The sequence below is a fragment of the Citrobacter sp. On2M genome (assembly GCF_018035235.1).
GTDB classification, from domain to species: domain Bacteria; phylum Pseudomonadota; class Gammaproteobacteria; order Enterobacterales; family Enterobacteriaceae; genus Citrobacter; species Citrobacter meridianamericanus.
The window spans coordinates 892,153-908,503 of the sequence record NZ_WPCV01000002.1 but is presented as its reverse complement, the minus strand read 5'-3'; the positions used below and the strand labels follow the sequence as shown (position 1 = coordinate 908,503).

Sequence of the window (16,351 nt, the reverse complement as noted above, 5' to 3'; positions counted from 1 at the left end):
CTCTTTAATTTTCCGGATAGCGGCTGTGCGCCTTGTCAGAATCCAATCTTTATTAAATTGCTTTTGCCATTTTCAGGTTACACGGGCTCATCTGCCAGTTGAATGTCCCCTTCCCGCTCTCGTCAAGCGTAACGCTGGCAATCGCTGATGTGGTAAACATCGGTGGAGTTTCGCCAGGGCACAGCTCAGACACCAGGTACCCCACTAAAGGCAAGTGAGAGATAACCAGCGCCGTGGCGATACCCTCATTGGCCAGAGCCTGTAAATAGGCGCTGACCAGACCGACATCGCCGCACGGAGTCAGCTCCGGCAAAACATCCACACCGGTTGGAAGGTTCATACATTCCCCCACCACATCCAGCGTTTGTTCGGCTCGCAGGAACGGGCTCACCAGAACACGTTCGATATCCACTTTTTGACCTTTCAGCCAGTTCGCCATCAGGCGAGATTCGTCACAACCACTGGAAGTTAAGGGACGAACCGAATCACTGGCGGCATCGAGGGCCGCGTCGCCGTGACGCATGATAAAAACTTGCATATTGCACCGCTTTTGTTAACCAGAATCACCAACACCTTTAATCACAGCCCCTATTGGCGGTGGTAACGATGTGGTGGCCGGCATTGTGCCTTATCCATTCACCGAATGAAACGCTGTTTTTTACCTCAACGGCGTAAGTATAGTCAATCTCTGTTTACATTTTGAGCTCAACCCTTACACTCAGTGCGGATTCATCCTACTTTTGACCTCATGAATTCAGGTCAGTTTCCCTAACGCTCCAGAATTTTTCACCACGTTCCGCCATCAGCAATAACTGCTCACAAGGTGTAAACCGCGAGCCGTACTGCGTGGTCAGTCGTTGCAGCGCCGCAACCACTTCACCCGCGCCCAGAGAATCCATATACCGGAACGGGCCACCGAGGAATGGCGGAAAACCAATGCCAAATACAGCGCCGATGTCGCCATCACGCGCGCTGCGAACAATTTTCTCGTCGAAACAGCGTGCTGCTTCGTTAAGCATTAACATGACGCACCGCTCTGCAATCTGCACGGCGGTCAGTCGGCCCTGGCTCTGGACGCCAATAAGCGTATAAATTGCAGGGTCGACCTGTTTTTTGCTTTTACGCCCTTTCGCACCATAAAGATAGAAACCTCGACCATTTTTTCTACCTTTGCGATCGTCATTCAAAATTGAAGCAACAACATTTGCAGGCGCGCTAAAGCGTTCTCCATAGGCGGCTTCAAGCACTGGTATAATTTTAGTGCCCGTATCAATTCCGACCTCATCCAAAAGTTGGATTGGCCCGACCGGAAAACCAAACTTAACCAGCGCGGCGTCGATGGTTTCAACCCGCTCACCTTCGGTCAACAGGCGAATCGCTTCGTTAATGTAAGGCGCTAAAATGCGGTTAACATAAAACCCGGCTTTATCTCTGACCACTATCGGCGTTTTACCCTGTTTTTTCGCCAATTTAACGGTGGTTGCAATCGTCTGATCAGACGTTGTGGCATGTGGGATCACCTCGACCAACGGCATTTTTTCCACTGGACTAAAAAAATGCAAACCAATCACTTGTTCAGGTCTGGCAGCGTTCGCCGCAATATCACCAATTGGTAAAGACGAGGTGTTAGACGCAAAAATGGTGTGAGACGCGCAATTTTGCTCAACTTCCGCCACCATCTGTTGTTTTAACGCCAGATCTTCAAACACGGCTTCAATAACCAGGTCACGATGCGCAAAGCCGCGGTAGACGGTCGATCCCGAAATCAGTGCCAGTTGTTTATCACGCTCGCTAGCTTTGATATGACGGCGACGAACCTTCGTTTCAAGCTGATCCCAGCTGTACTTCAGTGCGTGGTTGATTCCCTTAGCGTTTATATCTTTAATACGTACTGGCAAGCCCCCTTTACAGGCCGTCACATAGGCAATACCGCCCCCCATCAGACCGCCGCCCAAAATGCCAACGCTGTTCAGCGGACCAGGCTTCGCATCGCTTCCCGGATCCTTTTTCACGTCAGTGTTGGCAAAAAAGATGTGCCGCAATGCCTGCGACTGAGATGTCATCGCCAGTTCGCCAAATGCACGAGCTTCTGCGTCATAGCCGCTACTGCTACCTTGCGCCAAACCGGTTTCAATCACCTCAAGGATTCGCTCCGTCGCTGGGTAGTTGCCATGCGTTTTTTGCGCCGTCTTTTTACTGACCATACGGAACAAAAGCGCGCGCCCCAGCGGGCCCGCTAACACACGCTCACGCACTGGCAACGCTCGATGTGCGGGACTGTCTTTTTTGGCCAGTTCTACAGCCGCTTCCAGTAAAATAGTCTGCGGCACAACTTCGTCCACCAGCCCTACTTTCAGCGCCTGTTTAGCGCGTAATTGCTTTCCTGTGAGGATCATATCCAACGCGGTACTGACGCCAATCAGGCGCGGTAACCGCTGCGTACCACCGGAACCGGGTAGCAGACCAAGCTGTACTTCCGGTAACCCCAGAACGGTTTTAGTATCATCGGTACAAATACGGCTGTGGCACGCCAGCGCCATCTCCAGGCCACCGCCCAGGCAGGCTCCGTGAATAGCGGCGATAACCGGGATCGGCAACGCATTAATTTCCGCCATAATCTGCTGTCCCTGACGCGCCAGGGTTTCAGCTTCCTGCGCACTGCGGCAGTTGCCGATCATGTTAATATCCGCCCCGGCGATAAAATTATCCGGTTTCGCCGAAATAAACACCACGCCGCGCAATGCTTTGTTATCACGAATTTGTTTCAGAATAGCCCGCACCTGAGAGGCAAACTCCGCCTTCAGGGTATTCATCTTCTCGCCGGGTACATCAATGGTGACAACAGCAACGTTATCCAGACGTACGTTTAGTGTAAAAGCCGATGTCATTTCCATTATTCCGCCTCCAGAACCATTGCCGCGCCCAGACCACCTGCCGCACAGGCAGTCACTAAACCGAAACCACCGCCACGACGTCGTAACTCATGAAGGGTTTGGGTGATCATGCGCGCCCCGGTGGCGGCAAAGGGGTGTCCATAGGCAATAGAGCCGCCCAACACGTTAAATTTGCTGTCATCGACCTCGCCAGTGGCGTGCGCTCTGCCCAGCACTTCGCGGGCAAAACGTTCGCTGCCCAGCAGTTGAAGATTCGCCAGCGTTTGTGCGGCAAAGGCTTCATGCATATCGATCAGAGTTAAATCGGCCATCGTCAGACCCGCTCTCTCCAGGGCAAGCGGCGTTGACCACGCCGGTCCCAGCAGCATGTCCTGCCAGACATCGATGGCGGTGAAGGCAAAACTACGCAGGTATCCCAGCGGCACCAGCCCCAGTTCTTTCGCGCGTGACTCTGTCATCATAATCACGGCGGCGGCGCCATCCGTTAGTGGGGTGCTGTTCGCCGCAGTAACGGTGCCGTGTTTTCGGTCAAATGCCGGACGCAGTTTGGCGTAATCAGCCAACGTAGAGTTACCACGAATATTGTTATCTTCTGAAAAAGGATCTTTGAAAGGTGGCGCGTAGGTGGTCATCACCTCATCTGTCAGTTTACCTTCAGCCCATGCCTGAGCGGCGCGCTGATGAGAACGGTGCGCGAGGGCATCCTGTTGCTCTCGCGTAATACCATAAGTTTTGGCCATTTGCTCGGCCGTATCCCCCATGCGTAAACCGGTGGAATATTCGGCGACAGCTGGCGGTACGGGCATCAGGTCACGTAAGCGCAGTCGGGAGAAAAGTTTAAGACGCTGACCGGTAGTGCGCGCTTTATTGACATCCACCAGCACCCGCGCCAGCTTTTTACTGACACCAATAGGCAGAACTGACGAGGAGTCCGCACCACCGGCAATTCCTGCGCGAATAGTTCCTGCCATCAGGCTTTCCGCAACATTCGCCACCGCCTGGAAACTTGTAGCACAGGCCCGGCTTACACTGTAGGCATCCGTGTGCACATTCATCCCGGTTCCCAGTACGATTTCACGAGCGATATTCGGCGCTTCAGGCATTTGCACCACCTGACCAAAAACCAGTTGCTCAATCACATCTGCAGGAATTTCGCTACGCGCCAGCAGTTCGCCAACGACCATTTTCCCCAAATCTACGGCGGGAATGCCATGAAACGCAGTTGCCTGGCGGGCAAACGGCGTACGCAATCCGCTTACAATGGCGATGCGATCGCCCTGGCGGGTAACCAGCGGTAAAGCCTGACTCATAACACTCCCCTGTAAAAATAAAAAATAAGTGGTCTGACCTGATCACAGTCTTAACCAATTTTTTACATTTAGCCAAGCAGGGAGAAAAGAAAGTGGGAGCTAAGACACAGTGAATAATCACTGACAGTGACAAAAAAGCCCTTGCTACCGGGTAGCAAGGGCTTTTACAGAAGGGATTAACGCAGGCCCAGCTGGAAGATCAATGTTTCAGCTTCACAGGCAAAAACAAAGTCGATATCCAGACGCACACCTTCTGATTCTTCAGTAAAGGTCGAGGTGATTTGGCAAGGCTCAGATTCCACGCCACGTGCCTTCTCAGTCAGAGCGGCCAGCGTTTCTTCTGCCTCTGCGCGATTCGCGAACACACGGCTGTATGACGCGGTGCAATCGGAGTTGTCCATGATGGTACCAACATCCATACAGCAGCAAACCGGGGTTTCATCAGCACTGCATTTACTCATTGTAGATTTCCTCTGTATTCGCACCTGAGGTGCCAGATAAACGATGGGGATATTTTACGCTCCCATTATTCGCCTCTCCAGTCGTTAATTGTATGAAATGCGATAAGTGACCGAAATCACACTTAAAAATGATCTAAAACAAAAATCACCCAAACAGGTGAGTGCGTATACCCGCAATTTTGCCAGCTGGATCGCGTTTCAGAGATCAGAATTGAAAATATTTATAAACATACTTGCAACATTTCAGCTGGTCAGACCTATACTCTCGGCACTGGTCTGATTTCTAAGTCGTACCTCAGACCCTACACTTCGCGCTCCTGTTACGGTATGTAACATTGTTTGTATAAAAATAAATCTATGAGGTTATGGTCATGAGCCAGAAAACCCTGTTTACAAAGTCTGCTCTCGCAGTCGCAGTGGCAATTATCTCCACACAGGCCTGGTCTGCAGGCTTTCAGTTAAACGAATTTTCTTCCTCTGGCCTTGGCCGGGCATATTCGGGTGAAGGCGCTATTGCAGATGATGCAGGCAACGCCAGTCGCAACCCGGCGCTGATTATGATGTTCGATCGCCCTACTTTTTCTGCGGGTGCGGTGTATATCGATCCAGACGTTAATATTTCCGGTAAATCGCCATACACCGGACGCAGCACCGATGCGGACAACATCGCGCCTACGGCGTGGGTTCCCAATGCTCACTTCGTGATGCCTATCAACGAACAGTTTGGTTGGGGGGCGTCTGTCACGTCAAACTATGGCCTGGCAACTGAATTTAACGATAGTTACATCGTCGGCGAATACGGCGGGAAGACCGATCTTAAAACGGTCAACCTGAACCTGAGTGGTGCTTACCGTCTGAATGATAGCTGGAGCTTCGGTGTCGGTTTTAATGCCGTCTATGCCGATGCAAAAATTGAGCGTTATTCCGGCGAACAAACGGCTGCATTGCCGAAAGTCAGCCAGAAAATCGCCAGCCTGAAAGGTGATGAATGGGGTTATGGCTGGAACGCCGGTATTTTGTACGAGCTGGATAAAAATAACCGCTACGGTTTAACGTATCGTTCCGAAGTCAAAATCGACTTCGATGGCGATTACAAGAGCGGCATCCGCACCCAGGCAAACGTGTTACCTGGTGCAGGCACGGCGTTCCCTTGGGGAACAACCAATGCCACCGTCCCGGGTTCTTTGACGCTTAACCTGCCGGAAATGTGGGAACTGTCGGGTTACAACCGCATCGCTCCACAGTGGGCTATTCACTACAGCATGGCTTACACCAGCTGGAGTCAGTTCCAGGAGCTGAAAGCAACCGGCACCAACGGGAAGACGCTGTTCTATAAAGAAGAAGGCTTCAAAGATTCTTACCGCATCGCGCTGGGTACCACTTACTACATGGATAAAAGCTGGACCTTCCGTACCGGTATTGCCTATGACGATAGCCCGGTTCCTGCAAGCAAGCGTTCCATATCCATTCCGGACCAGGATCGTCTGTGGCTGAGTGCGGGTACGACTTACGCATTCAATGATGACGCGTCTATTGACGTTGGCGTTTCTTATATGCACGGCCAGAAAGTGACCGTAAAAGAAGGCCCATATACTTTCGATTCTGAAGGTAAAGCCTGGCTGTTCGGTACCAACTTCAACTACGCATTCTGATTTTCTTCAGATATAAAAAAGGTGAGCTTTTTAGCTCACCTTTTTCTTTTCATCTTTCCTTACTCGGAATCGATCTCTTTTAATTCATCCTGAATTGCTTGCGCGTTCGGATTTTCTTCTGGTTTGAGTTTCCCGCCGTTCGCAATAAAGTCATGACGCTGGAAGTAAGCTTCACGCACCATAATGTAAGGATCGGAAGACTGACGCAGCAGACCGTCGGAATCAAGCAACTGCGCGCGGGTTTCAATACCTTCAACCGTCCACTTACCTATCGACAACGGCCAGGTGAGCCAGGAGAGTACTGGATACAGCGTATCCACCATATCACCACCATCATCACGTAGCGTAAAGCTGCCGTAGAACGGAAGCTGCATATACGGTCCGTAACCCACGTCATAGTGGCCTAACGTACTACCAAAACGGTGTGGCTCAACGCGTTGCAACTTCGGATTTGCCATACCCGCCACATCGATAAATCCGCCCATACCTAACAGGGTGTTGAGGAAGAAACGGGTAAAATGGACCATCCCTTGATAAGGGTCACCTTGCAGGAAGTAGTTGACCATCACGGCCGGTTCTTCAAGGTTGCCAGTAAAGTTGCTCAAACCGTTACGTGCCGGCTGCGGAACATAATCACGCCATGCTACTGCTACCGGTCGAACAACATAGGGATCCAATACATTAAAGTTGAAGTTGTACATGGTGCGGTTGAACCCTTCAAATGGGTCCGAACGCCCTTGTTGTTCATTACCGGAGCTCGCACACCCCACCAACAGTGTGGTTCCCAGCGCAAGCGCCGACAGGCGAAGCTTCATAAGTGTCTCCCTGTGTATTATGGCTATCGCTGATTGCCATCCATGACGGAACAATGACGTATCCGCCTGTTTAGATGTGAGCGATTGTAACAGCACGTCAAACGATGTCTATATACCCGGTCTTACTGATTTGATCATAGCCTGGTAATGCACACCGCGCGGTGTTGCTATTTTAACTAAGCCGATAAAAACAAACGTTACCATTTTTGCTATCTCAGACTTTCTCCCGCTGATTTTCGCATAAAAGCCGCTACGCTTTAGCAATACGTGCTAATTCAGGATTCGGTTATGAATGACATTGAAAAAGAAAAAATTGATCGACACAGCGACGAACTTCAGGTCGAAAGTGATGAAAAGTTAGAAGGTAAAAAGATTGAGGTCGATGAGGACCGACTCCCCTCCCGCGCCATGGCGATCCATGAACATATCCGTCAGGATGGGGAGAAAGAGATGGAACGCGACGCAATGGCTCTACTGTGGTCAGCCATCGCTGCCGGACTGTCAATGGGAGCCTCGCTACTGGCTAAGGGGATTTTTCATGTGCAGCTTGAAGGTGTGCCTGGAGGATTTTTACTGGAAAATCTTGGTTATACCTTCGGCTTTATTATTGTCATCATGGCCCGCCAACAGCTCTTTACCGAAAATACCGTCACCGCCGTGCTCCCGGTTATGCAAAACCCTACCCTTGGAAATTTTGGTCTGTTGATGCGCCTGTGGAGCGTGGTGCTGCTGGGTAATATCATTGGCACCGGGGTCGCTGCATGGGCGTTTGAACATATGCCGATTTTTGATGAAGAGACTCGCGATGCTTTTGTCAAAATCGGCATGGATGTGATGAAAAATACGCCGATGGAGATGTTTTCCAACGCCATCATTTCTGGCTGGTTGATTGCCACGATGGTATGGATGTTTCCCGCCGCCGGTGCAGCAAAAATTGTGGTTATTATTCTAATGACCTGGCTGATTGCGCTGGGGGACACCACGCACATCGTCGTCGGCTCAGTGGAAATTCTCTATCTGGTCTTTAACGGCACGCTGCACTGGAGTGATTTCCTCTGGCCCTTTGCGCTACCCACACTCGCAGGGAATATCTGCGGCGGGACGTTTATCTTCGCGCTGATGAGCCACGCACAGATCCGTAATGATATGAGCAACAAGCGCAAGGAAGAAGCCAGATTGCAAGCAAAGCGGGATGAGCAAGAGCAGAAAAACCCAAAAAAACAGGCCTGAATGGTGACTGTTTGAGCAGTTGGGCGGCCCGAGGCTTACCGTCGTGGGTAAAAAACGCTATACTCGTGCCGCTTCGTCCCCTTAGTTAAATGGATATAACGAGCCCCTCCTAAGGGCTAGTTGCAGGTTCGATTCCTGCAGGGGACACTTATCACTAACTTGTCGGTTTCTATGACACAGCAAAGTATCCCTTAATGACGTCTTTGCTTAAGCTTTTTGTATATACTTTGCACGCTTAAAGCGTATTGTTTTCTCTTTAAGTTTTGTTGCTCATTAATTTTGAAGCCAGCATTATAAGCGCCTACAGCCTGCCATGAGTATCCCCAGCGTTTGAAAGCTATGGAAAGATAGTAAGCACCCGTATAAATATTTAAACAACTGTTATGATAGAGTTTTTGAGGTGTAATACCAAACGTTGCTAAATGAGAGAAATTTTGTGAGTGAATTTGCATCATTCCTACCGCATACTCGGTTGATGATACAATATTCATGGCTTTGCCCCGCCAGGAGGACTCCCTGAAAGCAATAGCACGTAATAAATCGGGATCTATTCGATAATACCTACCAGCACGATCAAAACAATCCCGAGACAAAGCAGGGAGAGAAATCAGCAGCGAACCTATAAAAAAAGTTATTATCATCCCTGAAAAACCACGGCTCATTTTTACTCCTTTTTACTAGCAAATTGACTTAGATTATAGCTGCTAAGCACGATAACTCCTTGAACATATTGACGTTACATATTGGGGGTCATAATAATTTATAATCGAACTCTGCGGTAAATTTATTAAACTCAGTTCAATTGGCCGAAAGTTAACGTAAGGCAAACGTTATGGCTGTGGATACAATAAACTTGTGCATTCATCAAGGCGATCCAGCGCAGTAATGAGTTGTTGGCTAGCCTCTTCTACATCATGCAATACTCGTTTCAGTTCTTCAGGGGTAAAAGTTTTAAGCTTGCGTCTGAAAAGATTATTACTGGTCTCATGAACAAGGTGATGACAGGCGTCGAGTTCCCGAAAACCAGGCAACGTACGAAAACGACGGAGACCTTCGCCATGTATCCATAGCCCTAAGGTGCACTCTCGCTCATCAGAAACAATATTATTATGTTGCTCTGTCAACAAAGCGATATACAACCTGTCACGCCATTGATAGTGCTGTACTTTAAGAAGTGCAAATAATAACTTGTCCGCCGCAAGAGCCAACCCCGACGCAACACGACTTAGATTCTCCTGAGTAAAACCCGTTTGTTGGTACTGCTCACGTGCCAGCTTTAATAACTGGCTATGTTCAGTTTTGTAATTATCTTGCTGGGTATCTTTAGCAAGATGATTAACAAGGCGATACTGACGGTTTAGGACAAGAGTAAGCGATTGAGACTCTTCCCTGCAGTGCGATGCCGAATGCAACATACTTTCACGTAAGCGAAAACTCTTCTCTGATGTATAATGTACATGGGCGAATTTTGTTACGGCACTGGAACGAATATGATCGAGGACAATGTCACGTAGTTCAGATGTAAACATGGAAAAATCCTTCATATACTTCACTGAAAGCCTTTTCACTACCAGAAACTGGATAATAAATCCCTTTAAAAAATTACAATAAATTTATTTGTATAGCATGTATCATGCCAGTAACAAATCGGAAGTTAAAATCTGATTACCATTTCAAAGAAATAACAGGCGCTGCGAACAACGCCCTTTACTCAATCAACAGTATTAAATACTGTCAAAGAAATGGACGATTTGTTCCTGTACAAGTGCAGACCTCTTCTGGAAATTCCCGGTCAACTCGCATTTCGCAGCGTCAACACCTTCTGCGATATACATATCAACAACTTCCTGCACACAACGATGGAAATCATGATGCAATTTCATTAGTTCCTGAAATTCAGACATACTGCCATATTGGTTTTGACCAACTGTATGCAGCCACTGTCCTAACTCACACCTATCATCCATCCCAAGTTCATTAAGATTGGTAACAGTATCAGTGCCATTGATTATTGCAATTAACTTATCACGCCAGCGACAATGCGCATCCAATGCCGACTTAACATTAAAACCGTGATTTTGAATGTCGCCATCTGTATACATTATGGAGATTAAGTTAGCCTCAACATCAGAGATATTACGTTTAAGCAAAGCAAGATTTGCACGCTCACGGCTTGCTACCAGGTAAATGAAGATATCTTTCATCCCTCGGCAAGGATACAACAGTTGATATTCGTCATCAGTCGTAATGAGTATATCCAGCACATCATCGTTAACTTCTAATAGTTTAATTGTCTTAAGCTCTGCTCGCATCACCCGTATAGAACAGTCGATAAGCGCATCACCATCTTTTAATAAACCGACAGAAGCCAGTTTCATCCCACTATTCATATCAACAAATGCAACATAACTAACTGAACTATCAGGGCGCAATTGTTCTAAAACATTGTCAAATTTGTTCATAAATTCAGGCTCCTTTATAACACTTTTTGATGATGCAATTTCTTGTTTGATAAATATTCGACTCAAAAATTTTAAAATCATTATAATTGCCGTAAGCAGCCCTCAATTTATATACCCATAAACAAAAGATGCCGCTTAAATTATTAAGGCACGATCATGTCTGATTTATTGATGAATTTTAAACCACCCGGTTCATTACTAAATATACTGGTTATCGCATCCTTAAGAGCAGAGTAGTCAGTAGCAACAAAGGCGCCATCTTCTCCAACACAGTTGTTCTTCCAATCCATTATTATTGAATTAGTTAGATAATTATTTACAATTGAGACAAAATAGATTTTAACTTCTTTAGTATTTTTTGAGTTGTTTTTTACACCATCCATAATTTTTTGGCATACTGCAGGCGTTCGAAATTTATAAGCAACATCTCGCTGCTCACCATATTCCTCACCATCTGTCACAACAATTATAATTTTCCGTGGATTTTCTCCCTTAGCCACCTCTCGGGCAGAATAAAGTAGTCCAGCAACTATATCTGTACCAGCACCATCCATTGGCCACATTGACTGAAACTTATCAATCTCTGATTTATCAGATGATAACCCTATAACATATGCATTTTGTCTCACTTCACTTAAGTATCTAGAATAATAATTATCCGGACGCCCATAGGGGTACCCTTGTGGGATACTTTTTTTTGGTCCCTCTGAAGGAATTACGCTTGCAAAATTAAATCCCGTCAAACATATTTGTTTAAAAGGATTACCCATGTCAAAACTGGCAAAAGGTCTCTCAAATTTATTATCCTTTTTCTCATCGAATAAAAAAGACTCATCTACAGTACCAGCGTAATCAATAGTTGTATCATTGGCAAAAGATTGACTATTCATATCATTTATCAAAGGATAGAAATAGTCTTGCATTATCTGACTATAATTTTGTATTTCAATATAATTAGATGATGAGACAGCACTTACTTCTTTAATAGCTTCACAAGATAATGGATTAGAGTGTAGGCTCCCTGAGGATAAAGAACTATCATATGATGTGTTAGATGTGCAAAATTTTTCGTAATTGACTCCTGCTGCATTGATATAATTAGAATAATAATCATAACGTTTAAGATCAAGATAGCTTCTGATAACGTCTTCTCGATCTGGACCAGATGTATTATTCCCAGAAGAAGTCCAGTCTATTTTTTTATTAGCCCAGAAAGCATGATCAATATCGTACTTATTTTTAAACTTATAGGGGGTAGCACATCCTATACGATCACCGCCAGCCTCATTTTTTTCTTCAAGTTTAACCGGTATCCCAATATCAAAGGGAACAATAGCAATTTTTGATTTTGACTTTTCATTAGCAATTTGGGATGACAAATCATTAACTACGTCCCGTAAAACCTGAATTCGTAACTTTCCATCGGGTGTCCGCTCAAGCATAGAGCCAGAAAAATCGACTGCGAAAGCGATATCGCTCTCAATATTTACCTCACCGATTGTTTTACGCACAATGCCATTGTTTTCATCAGCAATGATAGGTACATCTTTATTAAATCCAGGCAATGCCCTGCTGATTCCATCAATGATGGGGTGTGCAATTATTTTTGCAGTAGCCACATATTCAATAGAGTTAACTTTTGTTGAATCATCTGGATCAACATCAATATTAGCTGAGACAGCAAGCGTTGATTCGTCAAGTTCTTTGCTCGGAATATAATAATTAATATAACTTTTCACCAATTCTTTACCTTCAATTTTTTCAGGTTCAGTGGTGAGGTTGGAATTTGTGGAAGCTACCGCAAAACTTCCCTGAGATAAGGCATCTGCAAGACGTGCTCTTTTAATCAAAAAGCGTGAACCATCAATGCCTAAGGAAAAAGTTGCAATCAGCACAGGAAGAATGATAGCAAACATTATGGAGACACCTGCGTTACCACCCCGGATAAAGCGGCGAATATGAAACTTATTATACATTTTCATCACTATCACCTGTATGCTTATCTTGGAATAACAATGTTACTAACTGAAATAGTGTCTGCAATAATGCCAGTACTGGACAACGCATTCAAAAACAGACTATTTCTTCCTTTTGTACATAATGTGACCTGATATAGCGGGGCCCACTTTCCTTTATCTTCAGTTTCCTGCATCCACGGTGACATCTTGTAAACCTCAGCACTATTAATATCAAATGCCCCTTTACAATTTTGTTGCGCCACCGCGCCACTATTGGCAGCCTCATAAATATCTCTCGACTTCGTGGCATCTAAAATTTTGCCCGTTTTTGTGGAGGTATCAGAGAAATGAACCGTTTGCACCCTGACGTTGACAGTGCCCTTTAAAGCATCGGAACCAAGTAATAAGTCCACCGTTTTTTGAATATTTTTCACATCTTCAGACTCAACAACAAGGTTATTGGCATATAACGTACTGCGTTCTCTCAACATGGATGACATAGAATTACTTAATCTGGCAAGTTTACTTTCAGCTGAGAAATGAAAAGTAAAATCAATCAGCATAAGGCCCAGTAAAACGATGATGGGAAATACAAAAGCAAACTCAACCGTGGCGCTTGCCTGGCTCTTCTGCCAAAAAAAACGCTTATACTCTGTTGGGCTCTTGTACATAAACTATATTCCGTTCAAATATTGATGAAAAAAAACCAGTGCCAAAAAAAAAGAAAACGGGATGATAATTATATTTAAATGAATATACTGACAAAAAATGGTCTGTAGTAGTCGCCCCCGTAATACAACTATCACTTAACAAGTCAGGTATATTTTTACAATGCTTAACGGTTACGGATATTTCGCTCCCACTGTAGAGCAAAGGCCAATTGCGTGCACTTGTTTTTATGTTTTGTTCGAATGCTTCTGAATGATCAGTTACAGTACTATCCAACGAGATATATCGTCCAGATTCAGCAAGCACTACATCTAAAGCCGATGTCAAATACATAACACGACACAACTCTATGATAAATAATATAGACACAAGGAATGGAATAATGACTAATGACAGCTCAACGGCGATCGCGCCGTCTTCACCTTTAATTTTTTTTATCATGCGCATTAAGGTGTGCAATCAAGCCTCCTTAAAAGGTTAATAAGTTCATGAAGTAGCCACAACCTATTGCTATGCCATAAGGTAGCGTTTTATATTTTCCGTACAAGCGCGGAGTAATTAGCATCAGGATAGCCATCACTCCACCAATAACAGAGGTCAATAAGAGGAATGCAGGTAAATTCACCCCGGGAATTGATAGTGATAAAGCAAAACATAGTTTTGCATCACCTGCCCCCCATATATTAAACACACTTAAGACAAATCCAACTATCAGAATTAGAGATGCTGATACATAAGATACATTAATATCTGAAAACACATTCAAAAATAGACTAACAGCAATGATAATCAACGGCACGCTGTTATATATTTTCCTGACCTTGATATCAGTATAAATACCATACAGTATTGTGCATATAATGATTGAATATCCAATGCCTGTAATCACCATCATTTCCTACCTTTACGGGGAAATCTTTTAACATTTTTTCTCCCCATAACTTTTGGCTTTTCCATAATAATAGATACAGATTTTTCAGGAAGTTCATCAAACGAGGTCGACATCGGTATATTGAGTATATTCATGTATTTTATAACAGACTCAACAATCATAGTCATACGATCGCAAAGAACAGGCGAATGACCAATAAAGTTTGATGCAATATCAGACTTTACTAATAAAAATGCAAACTCAATCAATTGGTCAGTTTGTGCTGTAGTATATCCCTTTTGAGTTCCTATTTTCTGCCATGTGCTTAGATTATCAGAAACTAAAGAAATATAAGTCTGTATTTGGTCCTGAATTAATTCATTACGATTATCAAGCACAGGTTTTAACGGAATATATTCGGAGATAATATCTGCGGCGACTAATTCCATTGAGAGCCTGAAAACTAATACACTATTCATTTATTAAATCCTTAACTATCCGTTATTGAATCAACTCTTTAACTTCATCAACTAATTTTTGCATCATCCAAAGAGCCTGGCCCAAAGAATCAATCTCACCTGAAACGGCCATCAGAACAACATCCAGTTGATTACCAGAGATAAGATAGATAAATACTGAGCGTTTACCATTATTCAGATATAGATACTGATATCCTGGGGCACCAATCTCTCTTAATATTGCTGAACCTATAGATTGCAGAGAACTCGACATAGCTGAGACTTTTCGAATAATCTCTTCACCGCCCTGATCAAGCACAGAAGATATTTCAAAACCATCTACTGTTGAAAGCACGAGGTTCTGTATATCTGGGAATTTACTTACATAATTATTCAATGTCTTATCAATCTGTTCTTTAAGAGCAGAATCTACAAAACTTTTGTCGTTATCACTTATCTTCTCTTGCTTTTCATCAAGAGGTTGAAGAACGACCTCAGGCTCTATTATTTGCTCAGGATGGCCTTCTACACTTGCACTTTTATCCTTATCTGAGCTAACTGTAAACTTCAATGGAAAAGGAAGTCCATTCTTCATAACTACCTCCTGATTTGCTTTAATAACACACTTAATACTGATACAACGGCATCTTTATTTCTGGCATCTATCCAGAGTATTGGGGACAAAATATTTTCCTTTTGGATAGCCTCTTTTAATTTCGATAATGCCTCAAGATTCAGCAAATCACTTTTTACAACAGCAATAACTGTAGGAAGCATAATCCGCTCACAGTCAGAACTCGTAGCGGTTGTATAATAATGAATATCCTCAATAGCGAATTTATCAGTTGCATCTATCATTAAAATAAGACCAGAGCAACCTTGCTGTAGAATTTCCCATGAAAAGGAGAATCTGGATTGCCCAGGAACACCATATAAACGCAATCGGCACTGACCAGCACGATCTTCCACAAGTAGATCCCCATAATCCAGGCCCACTGTCGTTTCTTTTTTTTCGTCAGAGGCCATAAATGACATGGCCACATCCGTTGAAACGACATTAATCTGGCTTGCAGAATTTATGGCCGTTGTTTTTGCCGAACCACTACGGCCTATAAATAAAACTTTATAATCATCCATATCTTTTATATTCAGTATAGGGTACGTGAAGCGAGTATTAAATTGATTCTACAGAAGATTCAACATCCATAACCTTACGACGTGCTAATGCCAGGTTACTTTCGCGTTTGTCTAACACAAGATAAATAAATACAGATTCAACTTTCTGTAAAGGACGCAAAATGTGGTATTGTTTTTCCAGCGTAATAAGAATATCCTCAATCGTTTCATTCAAACCAAGGAGTTTGATTGTTTTGAGCTTCGCCTTCAACACATCGGTATTGCCTGCTGCTGCGATCTCAATATCAATACCTGTGCCCACATGACCTAAGATCATTCCATTACGCGTATCAACTACGGCAGCGCAAACTGCGCCATCAAGTTCCATTAGATTTTCAAGTGAATCACTTAACTTACTCATAAACAACTCCTACTTTGGTTTAACTACGCCTCAA

The 16,351-nt window shown here is 44.6% G+C and carries 18 protein-coding genes and 1 tRNA gene; 3 read left to right on the top strand and 16 right to left on the bottom strand.

The genetic code is table 11. The features are described from left to right. Positions 1–52 precede the first annotated feature (52 nt). From sixA to On2M_RS06465, 4 genes are all read right to left on the bottom strand, one after another. On the bottom strand, positions 53–538 hold the full coding sequence (sixA, locus tag On2M_RS06480; RefSeq protein ID WP_151219951.1) for a phosphohistidine phosphatase SixA: 486 nt from the start codon (positions 536–538) through the stop codon (positions 53–55). 208 nt (positions 539–746) lie between these two features. Further along, on the bottom strand, positions 747–2,894 hold the full coding sequence (gene fadJ, locus On2M_RS06475; protein ID WP_210904523.1) for a fatty acid oxidation complex subunit alpha FadJ: 2,148 nt from the start codon (positions 2,892–2,894) through the stop codon (positions 747–749). Next, positions 2,894–4,204 (bottom strand): acetyl-CoA C-acyltransferase FadI, encoded by a 1,311-nt coding sequence (gene fadI, locus On2M_RS06470; RefSeq protein WP_151219952.1) that lies wholly within the window; start codon positions 4,202–4,204, stop codon positions 2,894–2,896. Before fadI ends, fadJ begins: the two co-directional genes overlap by 1 nt. Positions 4,205–4,380: 176 nt before the next feature. Continuing rightward, positions 4,381–4,665 carry a YfcZ/YiiS family protein gene (locus On2M_RS06465; protein ID WP_003834838.1) on the bottom strand — a complete coding sequence of 95 codons (285 nt, stop codon included), beginning with the start codon at positions 4,663–4,665 and terminating at the stop codon, positions 4,381–4,383. 371 nt (positions 4,666–5,036) lie between these two features. Between On2M_RS06465 and fadL the strand changes: the two genes are divergently transcribed. Next, complete coding sequence (gene fadL / locus On2M_RS06460; protein WP_151219953.1) at positions 5,037–6,317, top strand: long-chain fatty acid transporter FadL; 1,281 nt, start codon at positions 5,037–5,039, stop codon at positions 6,315–6,317. A gap of 59 nt (positions 6,318–6,376) precedes the next feature. Here fadL and mlaA read toward each other — a convergent pair whose 3' ends face one another. Next, positions 6,377–7,132 (bottom strand): phospholipid-binding lipoprotein MlaA, encoded by a 756-nt coding sequence (gene mlaA, locus On2M_RS06455; RefSeq protein WP_151219954.1) that lies wholly within the window; start codon positions 7,130–7,132, stop codon positions 6,377–6,379. A gap of 288 nt (positions 7,133–7,420) precedes the next feature. Between mlaA and On2M_RS06450 the strand changes: the two genes are divergently transcribed. Together On2M_RS06450 and On2M_RS06445 are read left to right on the top strand one after the other, a co-directional pair. Further along, positions 7,421–8,362: a formate/nitrite transporter family protein gene (locus On2M_RS06450; RefSeq protein WP_151219955.1), complete on the top strand. Its 942-nt coding sequence runs from the start codon at positions 7,421–7,423 to the stop codon at positions 8,360–8,362. Between the two features lie 75 nt (positions 8,363–8,437). Then, positions 8,438–8,509, top strand: a tRNA-Arg gene (locus On2M_RS06445). A 44-nt stretch (positions 8,510–8,553) separates the two neighbouring features. Here On2M_RS06445 and On2M_RS06440 read toward each other — a convergent pair. The 11 genes from On2M_RS06440 to On2M_RS06390 all read right to left on the bottom strand — a co-directional run bounded on the left by On2M_RS06440 (position 8,554) and on the right by On2M_RS06390 (position 16,317). Further along, a complete protein-coding gene (locus tag On2M_RS06440; protein ID WP_187253582.1) occupies positions 8,554–9,003 on the bottom strand; it encodes a transglycosylase SLT domain-containing protein in 450 nt (149 codons plus the stop codon). 189 nt (positions 9,004–9,192) lie between these two features. Then, a complete protein-coding gene (locus On2M_RS06435) occupies positions 9,193–9,891 on the bottom strand; it encodes a CZB domain-containing protein (RefSeq protein WP_187258651.1) in 699 nt (232 codons plus the stop codon). Positions 9,892–10,086: 195 nt separating this feature from the next. Next, entirely contained in the window at positions 10,087–10,824 is a 738-nt protein-coding gene (locus tag On2M_RS06430; RefSeq protein ID WP_187253479.1) for a CZB domain-containing protein, read from the bottom strand. Positions 10,825–10,967: 143 nt separating this feature from the next. Further along, positions 10,968–12,806, bottom strand: coding sequence for a pilus assembly protein (locus On2M_RS06425; protein ID WP_210904522.1), 1,839 nt, complete (start codon positions 12,804–12,806; stop codon positions 10,968–10,970). Positions 12,807–12,823: 17 nt separating this feature from the next. Further along, positions 12,824–13,453, bottom strand: coding sequence for a tight adherence pilus pseudopilin TadF (gene tadF / locus On2M_RS06420; RefSeq protein ID WP_187253481.1), 630 nt, complete (start codon positions 13,451–13,453; stop codon positions 12,824–12,826). Continuing rightward, complete coding sequence (locus tag On2M_RS06415; protein WP_187253482.1) at positions 13,428–13,910, bottom strand: TadE/TadG family type IV pilus assembly protein; 483 nt, start codon at positions 13,908–13,910, stop codon at positions 13,428–13,430. Before On2M_RS06415 ends, tadF begins: the two co-directional genes overlap by 26 nt. 10 nt (positions 13,911–13,920) lie before the next feature. Then, positions 13,921–14,346 (bottom strand): prepilin peptidase, encoded by a 426-nt coding sequence (locus tag On2M_RS06410; protein WP_151219962.1) that lies wholly within the window; start codon positions 14,344–14,346, stop codon positions 13,921–13,923. Beyond that, entirely contained in the window at positions 14,343–14,801 is a 459-nt protein-coding gene (locus On2M_RS06405; protein WP_151219963.1) for a hypothetical protein, read from the bottom strand. The genes On2M_RS06410 and On2M_RS06405 overlap by 4 nt, the downstream gene beginning before the upstream one ends. A gap of 22 nt (positions 14,802–14,823) precedes the next feature. Continuing rightward, positions 14,824–15,375, bottom strand: coding sequence for a hypothetical protein (locus On2M_RS06400; RefSeq protein ID WP_151224781.1), 552 nt, complete (start codon positions 15,373–15,375; stop codon positions 14,824–14,826). Positions 15,376–15,377: 2 nt separating this feature from the next. Further along, positions 15,378–15,917: an ATP/GTP-binding protein gene (locus tag On2M_RS06395; RefSeq protein ID WP_151224782.1), complete on the bottom strand. Its 540-nt coding sequence runs from the start codon at positions 15,915–15,917 to the stop codon at positions 15,378–15,380. Positions 15,918–15,954: 37 nt separating this feature from the next. Next, positions 15,955–16,317, bottom strand: a complete 363-nt coding sequence (locus tag On2M_RS06390; protein WP_151217495.1) for a hypothetical protein — start codon at positions 16,315–16,317, stop codon at positions 15,955–15,957. Between the last annotated feature and the right edge of the window lie 34 nt (positions 16,318–16,351).

What these genes read in the sequence shown, in the direction of transcription:
- sixA (WP_151219951.1), bottom strand. Translation starts at nt 538, where the DNA reads ATGCAAGTTTTTATCATGCGTCACGGCGACGCGGCCCTCGATGCCGCC.
- fadJ (WP_210904523.1), bottom strand. Translation starts at nt 2,894, where the DNA reads ATGGAAATGACATCGGCTTTTACACTAAACGTACGTCTGGATAACGTT.
- fadI (WP_151219952.1), bottom strand. Translation starts at nt 4,204, where the DNA reads ATGAGTCAGGCTTTACCGCTGGTTACCCGCCAGGGCGATCGCATCGCC.
- On2M_RS06465 (WP_003834838.1), bottom strand. Translation starts at nt 4,665, where the DNA reads ATGAGTAAATGCAGTGCTGATGAAACCCCGGTTTGCTGCTGTATGGAT.
- fadL (WP_151219953.1), top strand. Translation starts at nt 5,037, where the DNA reads ATGAGCCAGAAAACCCTGTTTACAAAGTCTGCTCTCGCAGTCGCAGTG.
- mlaA (WP_151219954.1), bottom strand. Translation starts at nt 7,132, where the DNA reads ATGAAGCTTCGCCTGTCGGCGCTTGCGCTGGGAACCACACTGTTGGTG.
- On2M_RS06450 (WP_151219955.1), top strand. Translation starts at nt 7,421, where the DNA reads ATGAATGACATTGAAAAAGAAAAAATTGATCGACACAGCGACGAACTT.
- On2M_RS06440 (WP_187253582.1), bottom strand. Translation starts at nt 9,003, where the DNA reads ATGATAATAACTTTTTTTATAGGTTCGCTGCTGATTTCTCTCCCTGCT.
- On2M_RS06435 (WP_187258651.1), bottom strand. Translation starts at nt 9,891, where the DNA reads ATGTTTACATCTGAACTACGTGACATTGTCCTCGATCATATTCGTTCC.
- On2M_RS06430 (WP_187253479.1), bottom strand. Translation starts at nt 10,824, where the DNA reads ATGAACAAATTTGACAATGTTTTAGAACAATTGCGCCCTGATAGTTCA.
- On2M_RS06425 (WP_210904522.1), bottom strand. Translation starts at nt 12,806, where the DNA reads ATGAAAATGTATAATAAGTTTCATATTCGCCGCTTTATCCGGGGTGGT.
- tadF (WP_187253481.1), bottom strand. Translation starts at nt 13,453, where the DNA reads ATGTACAAGAGCCCAACAGAGTATAAGCGTTTTTTTTGGCAGAAGAGC.
- On2M_RS06410 (WP_151219962.1), bottom strand. Translation starts at nt 14,346, where the DNA reads ATGATGGTGATTACAGGCATTGGATATTCAATCATTATATGCACAATA.
- On2M_RS06405 (WP_151219963.1), bottom strand. Translation starts at nt 14,801, where the DNA reads ATGAATAGTGTATTAGTTTTCAGGCTCTCAATGGAATTAGTCGCCGCA.
- On2M_RS06400 (WP_151224781.1), bottom strand. Translation starts at nt 15,375, where the DNA reads ATGAAGAATGGACTTCCTTTTCCATTGAAGTTTACAGTTAGCTCAGAT.
- On2M_RS06395 (WP_151224782.1), bottom strand. Translation starts at nt 15,917, where the DNA reads ATGGATGATTATAAAGTTTTATTTATAGGCCGTAGTGGTTCGGCAAAA.
- On2M_RS06390 (WP_151217495.1), bottom strand. Translation starts at nt 16,317, where the DNA reads ATGAGTAAGTTAAGTGATTCACTTGAAAATCTAATGGAACTTGATGGC.